The 12533-nt window shown below is 33.3% G+C and carries 14 protein-coding genes; 7 read left to right on the forward strand and 7 right to left on the reverse strand.

The window, feature by feature from the left end:
- Positions 1–3: 3 nt before the first annotated feature.
- Positions 4–891 carry a substrate-binding periplasmic protein gene (locus AXG55_RS04750; protein ID WP_233231385.1) on the reverse strand — a complete coding sequence of 296 codons (888 nt, stop codon included), beginning with the start codon at positions 889–891 and terminating at the stop codon, positions 4–6.
- 86 nt (positions 892–977) lie between these two features.
- On the opposite strand from AXG55_RS04750, the gene AXG55_RS04755 reads away from it, so the two are divergent.
- Positions 978–1445: a YaiI/YqxD family protein gene (locus tag AXG55_RS04755; protein ID WP_148696985.1), complete on the forward strand. Its 468-nt coding sequence runs from the start codon at positions 978–980 to the stop codon at positions 1443–1445.
- A 7-nt stretch (positions 1446–1452) separates the two neighbouring features.
- On the opposite strand, the gene AXG55_RS04760 is transcribed toward AXG55_RS04755, so the two are convergent.
- Positions 1453–2865 (reverse strand): hypothetical protein, encoded by a 1413-nt coding sequence (locus tag AXG55_RS04760; RefSeq protein ID WP_148696986.1) that lies wholly within the window; start codon positions 2863–2865, stop codon positions 1453–1455.
- Between the two features lie 24 nt (positions 2866–2889).
- On the reverse strand, positions 2890–3675 hold the full coding sequence (locus AXG55_RS04765) for a substrate-binding periplasmic protein (protein ID WP_148696987.1): 786 nt from the start codon (positions 3673–3675) through the stop codon (positions 2890–2892).
- A gap of 514 nt (positions 3676–4189) precedes the next feature.
- Between AXG55_RS04765 and AXG55_RS04770 the strand changes: the two genes are divergently transcribed.
- Both AXG55_RS04770 and AXG55_RS04775 read left to right on the forward strand, forming a co-directional pair.
- A complete protein-coding gene (locus AXG55_RS04770; protein WP_148696988.1) occupies positions 4190–4519 on the forward strand; it encodes a hypothetical protein in 330 nt (109 codons plus the stop codon).
- The gene (locus tag AXG55_RS04775; protein WP_148696989.1) at positions 4506–5030 is read left to right on the forward strand and encodes a hypothetical protein; all 525 of its coding nucleotides are present in this window, start codon (positions 4506–4508) and stop codon (positions 5028–5030) included. The genes AXG55_RS04770 and AXG55_RS04775 overlap by 14 nt, the downstream gene beginning before the upstream one ends.
- A gap of 75 nt (positions 5031–5105) precedes the next feature.
- On the opposite strand, the gene ettA is transcribed toward AXG55_RS04775, so the two are convergent.
- From ettA to nadB, 3 genes are read right to left on the reverse strand one after another with little or no spacing between them, the layout of a single operon-like run.
- A complete protein-coding gene (ettA, locus tag AXG55_RS04780; protein WP_148696990.1) occupies positions 5106–6776 on the reverse strand; it encodes an energy-dependent translational throttle protein EttA in 1671 nt (556 codons plus the stop codon).
- Entirely contained in the window at positions 6769–7857 is a 1089-nt protein-coding gene (locus AXG55_RS04785) for a glycosyltransferase (protein ID WP_148696991.1), read from the reverse strand. The genes ettA and AXG55_RS04785 overlap by 8 nt, the downstream gene beginning before the upstream one ends.
- 42 nt (positions 7858–7899) lie before the next feature.
- Positions 7900–9537, reverse strand: coding sequence for an L-aspartate oxidase (nadB, locus tag AXG55_RS04790; RefSeq protein WP_233231386.1), 1638 nt, complete (start codon positions 9535–9537; stop codon positions 7900–7902).
- Between the two features lie 169 nt (positions 9538–9706).
- Between nadB and lpoB the strand changes: the two genes are divergently transcribed.
- A complete protein-coding gene (gene lpoB, locus AXG55_RS04795; protein WP_148696992.1) occupies positions 9707–10333 on the forward strand; it encodes a penicillin-binding protein activator LpoB in 627 nt (208 codons plus the stop codon).
- Between the two features lie 84 nt (positions 10334–10417).
- Entirely contained in the window at positions 10418–10978 is a 561-nt protein-coding gene (gene frr, locus AXG55_RS04800; RefSeq protein ID WP_148696993.1) for a ribosome recycling factor, read from the forward strand.
- Between the two features lie 97 nt (positions 10979–11075).
- On the opposite strand, the gene AXG55_RS04805 is transcribed toward frr, so the two are convergent.
- Positions 11076–11447, reverse strand: a complete 372-nt coding sequence (locus AXG55_RS04805) for a sensor histidine kinase (protein WP_148696994.1) — start codon at positions 11445–11447, stop codon at positions 11076–11078.
- A 131-nt stretch (positions 11448–11578) separates the two neighbouring features.
- On the opposite strand from AXG55_RS04805, the gene AXG55_RS04810 reads away from it, so the two are divergent.
- Positions 11579–12124: a hypothetical protein gene (locus AXG55_RS04810; RefSeq protein WP_148696995.1), complete on the forward strand. Its 546-nt coding sequence runs from the start codon at positions 11579–11581 to the stop codon at positions 12122–12124.
- Entirely contained in the window at positions 12121–12462 is a 342-nt protein-coding gene (locus AXG55_RS04815; protein ID WP_148696996.1) for a hypothetical protein, read from the forward strand. The genes AXG55_RS04810 and AXG55_RS04815 overlap by 4 nt, the downstream gene beginning before the upstream one ends.
- Positions 12463–12533 lie beyond the last annotated feature (71 nt).

The following is a 12533-nucleotide window of genomic DNA, read 5'->3' on the forward strand; positions in this document are numbered from 1 at the left end:
GAACTAAGTTCCTTTTTTTATCCACTCTAAATTTATTTCTGGAATTTCATCGCTTTCAGTCATTTTATAAATTTCTCTATCCATGAATGCACGTATCAGTTTAATTTTAGGCTCCTTTGTTTTTTTTGAAAAAGCAAAAAAATAATCTTTCCAATACAAAACATTTTTATACTGGAAAATAGTTTCATCGGCACCTATTTTTTTTAGAATGACATTGACTCGTTCTCTATCTGCTATAAAAAGATCGATTTTTTTTTCTTTTAGTTTTATAATATTGTCACGAAATGTGTAACTTTCAACGAGATGACTATTTAAAACCCGATTTTCAAATGGGTAATAATCCCAAAATATCTTAGGATAAGTAAATCCCACAATAATTCCCACTCTGTAATGATGAGCTAAAGCATCTTCAAAAGACATGACTTGGGACTCACCCACTTGTTTCGTTAAGCCATAAAAAGAATAATTTTTCGAACGGACAGGAAGTCTGGTAAAATTTACAAATTTATCAAATTTGCTATTTTTTTGAATCCCAAGAGCCATATCGGCTTCCCCATTTATCATCATGGGGAGAAGCCGAGTCCAATGAACCAATTCAATTTCAACCGGAATTTTTAATTTATCAAATATTTTCGTTACAATTTCTATGTCGGAACCTACTAAAACAGGTTTGGGTTCTTCACCGGGTTTGTATACGATTTTAGGAACAGGAGCTTTCGATTCTGATTTAGATTTAGGTGCGGGATTACTTCCTGGTATTTCTAAGAAGGAGTGAATGGGAGTTTCTTCAACAATAATTTTAAATTTTTTTTCGGCTGCAAAGGATATGCTTTGCGTACAGAGAAATAAAATAATAGTTAAGCAGAATGACTTGTTATGAGGAACTTTCACAGGATTCTCCGCAGGGATGAATTCATCTAGAAAAGATGAATATTTAAGTTATATTATATAATTATATCATGCTTAAAAGGACAATTATGAAAATATGGATAGATGCTGACGCTTGCCCTGGAGCCATTAAAGAAATTGTATTTAAAGCGGCTGAAAGGGTAAAGGTGCAAACACATTTGGTCGCAAATCAGCACATAAAAAGTCCACCTTCTGCCTATATTTCGTCCATAGTAGTTCCCAAAGGTTTTGATGCTGCCGATGCCTATATTGTGCAAAATATATCTGAAAATGACTTGGTAATAACTGCAGATATTCCTTTGGCTGACTTGGTTGTTAAAAAAGGAGCTATTGCCATAAATCCCCGTGGTGAATTGTATAACGAAGGAAATATAACGGAACGGTTATCGATGCGAAATTTCACCCAAGTCCTTCGTGAAGGAGGTCTCATTCAAGGGGGGCCTCCCCAGTTTGGTGCCGGGGACAAACAAAAATTTGCTTCAACCTTTGATAAATATCTCAATATTTTAATCAAAAAAGACAAGCTTAAATTATGATAATTGTTTAAAGAATATATTCTATTAATTTTCTCGTATGACTTCCAGCACGAAGCATAAGTTTATTTTCTATGGTAAGCATTTCAATCTTTTTATTTTCAGATTGTTGATTTAAAATAGTTAAAGAGTCGAAATTATCATTATATATATATTTGGGATCAAAAGTATATTCAGAGGGAAATGATCTTCCGATAATTGCAGAAGTATCTTTATTTAGCAGCCAAAAAATATAACTTCCATAAGTGGGATTTTCTTCTTGTGAAGCTTCTTGTGTTATTATATTTCTCACATAATTTTCATCATATTTTGGATATTTATGGTCAAAACTTGAATTATTCAGTGCCAATATAATTGGCGATTGTATGAAATTATTTTTTATAGAATAAACAAGTTTATCGTAAATATACTTTTCTAAAATAAGATGTCTATTGGTAATAACATTAATAGAGTCATTTATTTTTGTATGACTTTTACAAAAAGCATCTTGAATTTTGTCTAAAATATTTAAAGAAATTAAGTCTGCGGTTGAATATCCAGGAATGGGGGAATTGTGAAAAGGTTGAGTTAAATCTTGAATATAATGTAAACTCCATCCTAAAAAGCGCAGTCCCCAATAAGGATGCCCTGTTTGAAAAGCAAAGCGTGACATTTCTGTAAATAATTTAATACGATATTCAGCATAAGTTTGTTTTAAATAGGGAGCTGTTTTATAAATCAGGGGTGATAAATGATAAAATCCCATATGAAAGGGAGCTTGACTGTTAAATGAAAATTGCGCATTACCAAAAGGTTGTTGGCCAAACGCATAATTTTCGTTAAAATCTTTTGGATTGTCTTTAAACAAATTAATATCCATTCCGTAGTCTGGCTCATCGGAAGCAGTTGCCACTACTTTTAAAGGATCAACAAAATCCTGTTCATTAATTTTGATAAAAATATATTCTCCCATATCGTTCATAATTGAGTGGAGCATGACCTCCTCTTTTTGCAAAATGGTATCGAAATTTTGAGGAAAATCTCCGGGCAAAATTTGTAAATAAAGAGGAAATTTTACTGAAGAATTAACACGAATGGCATTTAAAAATTTTTCTACAATTTTCGGATCATTTGATGAACTCTTAAATTTTAAATTTTCTGGAGTTTTGGGGTATGTAAAGTCGAAATTTTCTGAGCGGTTTATTGCCCACTGTTCAACAGAGGCAAGTACTTTTGGTAAATTTGTTGTACTTTGTCTTAAAAAATCTTCTAATTTTTCTGCACGGATATTTTTAAAACTGTCAAAATAATGTGAATCTTGTAATGAGTAAGTTGTAATAATACTGTGATTTTTCCAGGCAAATGAATTTTTTTCTTGAAAAATGAGAATTGTGAGGAAAATAAAATAACAAAAAAATTGATTTTTAATTTTAAAATAAAACATATATCCCTTATTTTTTCTTAAATATTAATTTAATGAACGTACTTTTTTAATGACTTCGTTCATTTTACTTATGTCAATTATTTTAACTTTTTTGGAACACATAAAATGTCTATATATTTCTTCTGTGCTTTCCGGAATGGTTTTATATGTTAAGATATCAGAAAAATTAGGATTTGTTTGAATATAATATTGAAATTCATTTAAGGGCATTAATGTAAAATCACCTTCATTTTCTAGTAATTTCTTTAAAATATCTTCCTGAATTTGTGAAGTCATAACTATATTTTTATTTTTTTGATCATTTAAATTAAAAATAGAATATCCTCTATATTTTTGCAATATACCTGTTACCGATGTTCCATAAGTGTAGCCTACTTTTAAAATAGGGGTAATGTTGTTGTCGGAAAGAATTTCAATTAAATTATTCGCGCCTTTTAATTTTTCATTATTTTTTTTTGTTATAATAACGAGTCTTTTATCTTTTAAATAGGGCAATGTAAACCGAGCATATTCTTCTCTCATTTTATTTTTATAAGTATAAGTCACACAACAAGGAATTTTATTATCTTTGATATTTTGTAAAGATCTAATTATGGGAATTTGCTCATATTCATATTTTACTTTTGAATCTGTCAATATTTTATTGACTTTTTTGAATGCAATGCCATCGACTATTTTTTGTTTTGATGAATCTAATATAAAATAAGGAGGTCTTTCTTCATAGTATATTGTGATTTTATAACTTTGCGCAAAAGAATTTAACGAAAATAATAAAAATGAAAAAATATACAAATAAATTTTAAACATCATTCAATTCCTTACTTTGTTTTTACAAGGATAAGGAATGTGTTTTCAAGTTGTCAAGTTGCGATGAAAAGATTTTAAAGCCCTTCTTTTTTTATAACTATATAAATTATTTAGTAATTATAAAATTTTAAAACCACCTAAAGCTTAAGATTATTATATATTTTAATTTCATAATTCATAAATTGCCTCTAGAATCAATTTATGATAATGCCGAATTGTCTTAGTTAATTTGAATTTTAGAACTCATGATTAGGAATAAAGAATGCTGAATCCTGAATCGAATGCAAATCAATTCATTTTCGTAAAAATTAATCAGTTAAAATCGCTAAAAGACTCACAAAACTCAAATGAATCATTTTTAAAAGCATATAAATCTCATAAAAGGGTTGCGGAATGTCTTATAAGCAATAATTTATAAAGAGATTCCTATTTTTCCTTAATCATCGCTTCTGAATGTCTTTTGAAAGGTATTTTTAATTCGTTAAAAATTCATTTATTTGGGACAAACGAGAATAAAATGCAAACTTGGATTCTTGTTGAGTCAATTCATAAGCATAAAGAAGAATTTTTGCCTGCTAAAGAATTTAAGCATAATCTTAATAAGTTAACTTCTACAATAAAGGATCTATTTTATGAGTTTAATAAAGGTGATTATATAAACCATTATGCTCAATTTACTAATGCCATTGATGCGACAATTGATTTGCAAAATGAACGTTATTGTGATCCTGAGTATAGAAAAAAAATGAATTGGGAAAAGAAAAGTATTGATTTGTTAGAAGCGTTAAATAATTTAGAAAGCGCCGCTCTTAAGAATTTATTTGGAGTTCAAAATGACAGATATTGAAAGTTGGAAAAAAAAAATTAAAATAACAGGCTGTTCTAAGGTAGAAATAATTCCAATTCATGCTGGTATTTTGGTTCAAACAATTTCGAGTCAATTGAATCTTGATGACCTTAAAAAACAAATTCTGAATATTTGTTTAGAAATTCATAAAGATCTTCCTCAGGGACAAAACGCTTTTCCCTTTAAGATTTTTTGTTATGAAAATGAAAATGATGCTTATGTAGTTGAAGCATCTTTTAAAACTAAATTAAATGATATTAGTGATGGAATTTCCACTACGTATTTAATGCCTGAAGATGCTATTATCATAATGCGAGAAATTGATGCTGAAGCAATACTTTATGAAGTATCTAAACCATTTAAATTTAATTTTAAAGAAGAAAACTCTCTTTTTCAATTTCATCCAAATAGAAAATATAAGTCATTATCTTTTAGTGGATTTAATTTTTTAATAGAAAATATGACTGTAAAACCCTCTGCTAAAAATCCGAGAGAAGTTACTTTAGAATAAGTTGTTAAATTTTATAGTAAAAAAGCTTAAACATAAAAATGTTTAAGCTTTAAAATGAGAGAAGCATTTAAAATATTAATGAATTAATTTTTTAAATTTAATTCTTTTTGGATTGACGGCATCGTCACCTAAGCGTCTCTTTTTATCAATCATATAGTCTTGGTAATTTCCTTCAAACCAAACCACATTACTGTTACCTTCGAAGGCAAGAATATGAGTGGCAATACGGTCTAGGAAATAGCGATCGTGAGAAATGACAACGGCACATCCAGGGAAGGAGATGAGAGCATCTTCGAGAGCGCGTAATGTGTCCACATCGAGGTCGTTTGTGGGTTCGTCAAGAAGAAGCAGGTTTCCGCCATTCATCACCATTTTTGCGAGGTTTAAGCGGTTACGTTCTCCTCCGGATAATTTGCCAACAGCTTTTTGCTGATCGGCACCACGAAATCCAAAACTCGAAATATAAGAACGTGCTGGAATTTCGCGATTGCCTACTTGAATAAGATCTTTCCCTTGGCTTAATTCTTGGTAGACGGTTTTATCGCCATCGAGAGTGGCACGGTTTTGATCAACGTAACTGATTTTTACCGATTCGCCCATTTTGAGTTCACCTTTATCAGGTTTTTCAAGGCCGGCAATCATTTTAAATAAGGTTGTTTTACCAGCACCGTTGGGACCGATAATGCCAACAATTCCTCCGGGAGGAAGCTTAAAATTTACATTTTCAAATAATACAGTGTCATCAAAAGCTTTTGATAAATTAACAGAGTCAACCACATTGTCGCCAAGTCGGGGTGCTGGTGGGAATACAATTTCGCGCATTCCGTCTTGTCTATCATTTTGATCTTTAAGAAGTTCATTATAAGCAGAAATACGCCATTTGCTTTTTGCTTGGCGTGCTTTAGGGGACATACTCATCCATTCGAGCTCGCGCTTTAATGTTTTTTGTCGAGCGGATTCTTGCTTTTCTTCTTCAGACATACGTTTGGTTTTTTGATCAAGCCAAGAAGAATAATTTCCTTGCCATGGGATGCCTTCGCCCTTATCAAGCTCCAAAACCCATTCCGTTACGTTATCGAGGAAGTAACGGTCGTGCGTAATAGTAACAAGAGTGCCCGTGTATTCTTTAAGGTAACGTTCGAGCCATTGCACACTTTCCGCATCAAGGTGGTTTGTGGGCTCATCAAGAAGGAGTAAGTCAGGTTTTTCCATTAATAATTTGCACAGAGCCACTCTACGGAGTTCTCCTCCGGATAAATTTGTTACCTTAGCGTCGCCTGGAGGACAACGTAACGCATCCATAGCAATTTCAATGGTACGATCAATTTCCCAAGCATTTTTTGCATCAATTTCATCTTGAAGAACAGCGGTTTGTTCAAGAATCTTATTCATTTCATCGTCGCTAAGAGGTTCGCCCAGTCTTTCGTTTAAGGCATCAAATTTACGAATGAGATCTTTCACGTCTTTAACCGCTTCTTCTACATTTTCAAAAACTGTTTTCGTGGGATCTAATTGGGGCTCTTGAGGAAGGTAGCCAATTTTTGTGCCTTTTTGTGGAAAAGCTTCACCACTAAAATCTTTGTCAATTCCCGCCATAATGCGGAGCAATGTCGATTTACCAGCTCCGTTTGAGCCGATGACGCCAATTTTTGCGCCATGAAAAAATGAGAGATAAATATCTTTTAATATGTCTTTGCCAGCAATATTTTTGCGCAGTTTTACCATATTGAAAATGTAATTAGCCATGTTCTGGTCGTCCTTTCCAGGTAATATTAACATTAATTATATAATTCCAAATTGCGGCAATAAAGTAACCAAAGGCATTGGCGATATAAACATCAACTCCAAAAGTTAAAAGCTTGAGCGCAATGGCTTGATTGATAAGAGCTCCACCTAAACAAATGGCATGAAATGTAATTATTCCTCGTAAAATATTCCATATACCAAGCAATCTTTTAGGTCTAAATGTCCAAAAATTATTTAGAAAAAAGTTGGTTAAAATACTAATTTCAATAGAAATGGCAATCGAATAGGCTTCTGATAAATGAGTGAACATTCTGCATAAATAAATGACAAAAGTTGCTACAAAAAGACCTGAAATACCAATGATTCCATATTTAATAAATTGAGTGGGAAAAACTTTCCCAATACTCAATTCATATAAAGCGATAATTAAATCAAAAACAACGCTGCTTGAAATTTTACTTTCGCCATGAACACGCCCTTTAAATACGTATCCTACTTCTTCTATTTTGCAATGCTTAGCACGGGCTAAAAATTCGAGAAGAATTTTAAACCCACGGGGATTGATTTGATTTTTATTACTCACATAAACATGTTTTTTTACAGCAAAAAATCCACTCATAGGGTCGCTTACGGACTGAGGTAAAGCAATTTTTGTGAGTAGTGTGGCAACCCCGGAAATAAATTTCCGGATGGGACTCCAATCGACAATACCTCCTCCTTTCACTTTTCTTGAACCTACAACAATGTCCGCACCACTTTCCATTTCTCTGATAAAAGAAATAAGCGCCTGTTCATCATGTTGCAAGTCAGCATCCATGACAGCAAGAATTTCTCCCTCTGCAATTTCAAATCCTGCAAGAACTGCTGAGCTCAAACCTTTATCTGTCATGCGTCGAATGACTCTTAGCCATGGGTATCGAGCGCTCAAAGTGCGTGCCACTTCCCATGTTCGGTCAGGAGAATTGTCGTCCACAACTATGACTTCCTTCTCTACACCTTCTAAAACTTTTGCAATGCGTTCTATTAAAATAGGAATGTTTTGGCATTCATTGTACGTAGGAATAACTAACGATAATTGCATAAATACTCCAAAAAGTTAGGAATAATCTCTTTAGACTATTAATTAACTCAGGACAACAGTATCTTTTTTATAATTTATGTCATCTGTGTAAGGATAATCGAGAGAGTAATGAATTCCACGACTTTCCTTTCTCATTCTTGCGCATTTCACAGTTAATTGAGCCACGGCAGCAAGATTTCTCACTTCAATTAAAGCGCGGCTGGGAATAATGTTCCAGTAATAAGTTTCTATCTCTTGGCAAATTTGATCAATCCGTGCTGCTGCGCGTGCCAATCTTTTTTCTGTCCGCACGATACTGACATAATTCCACATTGTTCTGCGGATTTCATCCCAAAGTTGACTGATTACAACCATCTCATCGGGCTCACCAGCTTTTCCTAATTGCCATTTTGGAATTTCTGGAGAAATATAATGTTGAAGATCAGGCCATAAAATCTGTATATCTTCATAAACAAATTCGGCAAATACCAGGCCTTCTAATAATGAATTTGAGGCCAAGCGGTTTGCGCCATGAAGTCCTGTACAAGCCACTTCGCCAATAGCCCAAAGAGCTTTGACTCCCGTTCTGCCCCGCATGTCAGTCACAATGCCGCCACAACTGTAATGTGCTGCGGGAACTACAGGGATAGGATCGGTTGTGATATTTATTCCAAGACCTAAACATTTTGAATAAATTCCTGGAAAATGTGTTTTTATAAACTCAGGATCTTTGTGAGAAATATCTAAGTAAACAAAAGGTTCTCCCGTTTTTTTAATTTCGGCATCGATAGCGCGAGCTACAATGTCACGTGGAGCGAGTTCTTTAAGTGGATGTTCATTTTCCATAAATCTTTTTCCACTTTTAGATTTTAAAATAGCTCCTTCACCGCGCAGTGCTTCGGAAATTAAAAAGTTTTTTACCCTTGGACTATATAAACAAGTCGGGTGAAATTGCATAAATTCTAGATTGGCAACACGCGCTCCTGCGCGCCAGGCCATAGCAACGCCATCACCCGCGGCGACATCGGGATTGGTGGTATATAAGTAAAGTTTTCCATGTCCACCTGTAGCTAAAATGGTCGCTTTTGCAATAAATGCCGATATAATATTATTTTTTTCATTAATCACATAAGATCCTAATACTCTATTTCTTGAGAAATCAGGAGATACTTTATCTGTTACAATAAGATCAATTGCTGTATGAAATTCAAAAATAGAGATATTTTTATTTTCAGATATTTTTTTTACAAGTGTTTTTTGAAGGGCTGCGCCTGTCATGTCATCGGCATGGATAATGCGTCGTGCGCTGTGTGCCGCTTCCTGAGCTAAATGAAATTCATAATCGTGATGATTTTGCTGATCGTTCGGTGTAAAAGCAACACCCATATCAATTAATTCTTCAATGGCTTTGGGGCCTGCACTGACAACTTTACGCACGGTTTTTTCGTGGCATAATCCTGCTCCCGCAACTAAAGTGTCTTGAGTATGTGATTCATAGCTGTCATTTTCACTGAGAACAGAAGCAATTCCTCCTTGAGCCCATTGGGTATTGCAGTCAAAAAGAGTTTCTTTGCATAATAAACCCACTTTTCCTAAAGCACTCAATTTTAAGGCCACAGAAGCTCCCGCCACCCCGCTTCCGATGACAAGGAAATCAAAATAAATATGTTCGCCAACTTGAATAGATGCTTTTTTTGCCACCACGTATTTCCTCAAAGAGCATGATTATGAAACCCGCAGAGCACATTATGCGTGTTAAGGTACTCTTGCAAGTATGATAATAAAAGGCATATACTCGCGTTTGTCCAATTTAGGTAAATCTAAATGTTGACTAATTTATTTTATATTAATGAATAGGAAAGGGTTTTAAATGTTAAATGCAAAACGAGTTTTGTATATATCGCCTTTATTAGTTGCTGTTTCATTAGCTTTGTCCGGATGTACTTCTTTTCAAGGAGACTACGGTGATCCCGAGCAAGCGCAAATAATAGACGATCGTTGGAATCCCACCGATGCCACAATGACGGTTAAAAAAATGGTTAAAGATATGTCCGCCGCACCTTGGGTTCAAAATTGGCGTGAAGACATGAAAAAGAAACCAACGGACAGACCTTTTCTTCTTGTCGATGACATGGAAAATCGTACTAGTGAAGTTATTGATACAAAAGCACTTTTTGAAGATCTCAGAAGCCAAATTTTAAATGATGGCAAAGTGCGCTTTTTAGATGGCGACGCGCGTAATAAAATATTAAATGAATATAAATATCAACAGTCCGGTGTTGTTAAAAAAGATCAAATTAAGGGGCCAGGCAATCAGTTTGGTGCCGATTTCTTTTTAACAGGCGCTATTTCCAGCATTGTTTCTAAGCAAGGCGGCAAAAGCTCTGTACAATATCAAATAGAAATGCGACTTACCAATATCTCCACTGGAGAACTGGTATGGAGTGGCGTTGAAAAAATTAGAAAAAACTTTAAAAGAAGCAGCGTAGGCTGGTAATTTGTAGTATCTATTAAACTCTAAGAAGCAGTTTTTTGAACTGCTTTTTTCATTTAGTAATTATATTGTGTAAAGGATTTTATTATGGATAAAAAACAACTTGTTGATAAAGTAAAAGAAGGCATGGACAAAACGATTCATTCTTTACAATCTGATTTGCAAAAAGTGCGCACCGGAAGAGCATCTGCTTCTTTGCTTGATGATGTCAGAGTCGACTCCTATGGGGATAAGGTACCTTTAAATCAGGTCGCTACTTTAGCAACTCCAGAAGCGCGTCTCATTACTGTGAATCCCTTTGATAAAAGCATGTTACCTATTGTTGAAAAAGCTATTTTAACATCCGGTTTAGGATTAACACCTAACAACGATGGCAAAATCATCCGTATTCCAATTCCTGCTCTTTCCGAAGATCGCCGTAAGGATCTCGCAAAACAAGTGAAGAAAATTGGTGAAGAAGCGAAAATTGCAGTTCGTCATCATAGACAAGAAGGCAATACAAAAGCAAAAGCTTCACAAAAAGAGCACGGTTGGTCAGAAGATGAAGTCAAACGCGCCAATGAAGATGTACAAAAATTAACCGATTCTTATGTAAAAAAAGTCGATGAAATTTGCTCTGTAAAAGAAAAAGAAGTTTTAACTGTTTAATGAGTTAAATTATTTTTTAAATTTTAAATTCAGAGAAAAGCCAAGTATAAATTAAACTCTTATATTAAATTCATACTTGGCCTTTCTCTAAAAGACTTTAAAGATGAGTACAAATTGAAGGAATTGTAAAATAAAATTCAACCTTTCCGAGTGGAAAATCTTGATTTTTATCAGAAGTACACCAAATTTCTCCGCCATTTTCAGAAATTATTTTTTTTGCTATTGCAAGCCCTAATCCAGTTCCGATTTTTTTATTTTTTGTATAAAAATTATCGAAAATATTTTTCAAATCTAATTTAGAAATATAGGAGTTATTATTTCCAATACAAAATTCAACAAAGTATTTATTATTAATTAAAATTTCTTTAGAATTAATCCAAATGAAGCCTTTGTGATTCATTGCCTCAATTGCATTGGAAATTATATTTGAAAAGACCCGTTCGAACTTTAGGGGGTTTCCTGTTAACATTCGCTTATGCTCAAAATGATAATTAAATTATGCCAGTTAAGAGTTGAGAAAATTATTGTGAGGATTGAAGAAATAGCTCCAATTTGTTAAATAATTTTTGCGAAAAAAAAGTAAGAACAAAGGAGCTACCAATGGATTGGCAGAACCAACTCATCACCGTTTACCTTACTACCTGCAATTTCTTTTCTCAACTATCGTCAAAAATTTTTTTAAAAATTAGTCCTAATGCAAATCCTTTGTTTACAGATGAAGAAGTCATCACTATTTACATTTTTGGAATTCTAAATGGACTTAAAAATATTAAATCAATTTTTGACTTTACTAAAAATTTCCTTTCCGAGTGGTTTCCACAGCTACCTTCTTATGAAGGATTTTTATTCAGACTAAACTCTTTAAATTCTGTTTTTCCTGAACTTACAAAATTCTTACTTAATGCCGACAAATTTAAAACAACATACTACTCAGCTGAAAATATTACTTTAGTAGACTCACTACCAATTATGATTACAAAAAATTCAAGGGCGTATAAGTGCAATACTGCCAATGATATCTCTTCTGTAGGTTACTGTTCCTCAAAGAAAACATACTACTATGGAATGAAGCTTCATCTTATTGCATCATTTAAAAATAAAAAATTACCTACACCTAGGTTACAAAAGCAAGTATTCATGACTTGAGGGCTATTAAGAAAGAACTTTTAACTCAAAAAAATACGAAAATTCTTGCCGACAAAGCTTATATTGATAAAAAAACTAAACACAATTTAGCTCTTATTGGTACAGAACTTCATACTCCTATTAAAACCTCTAAATTTAAAAAAGAACTCTCCCATGATGAAAAATTTTATTCAAAAATTGTTAGTTCATTTAGGCAACCAATCGAAATATTATTCAATTGGTTGATTGAGGTCAGCGGTATCCAAAACGCTTCAAAAGTTCGATCTACCAAAGGACTCATTGTTCATGTCTACGGACGTTTTTCTGCCTGTTTATTTAAATACTTATTTACATACTAATTTAACTTTATAAAGTATTTTCAACTCTTAACTGGCATTAAATATTTAAAGCATATGAATAACTCTGAAGC

The sequence above is a fragment of the Silvanigrella aquatica genome (assembly GCF_001907975.1).
Taxonomy (GTDB): Bacteria; Bdellovibrionota_B; Oligoflexia; order Silvanigrellales; family Silvanigrellaceae; genus Silvanigrella; species Silvanigrella aquatica.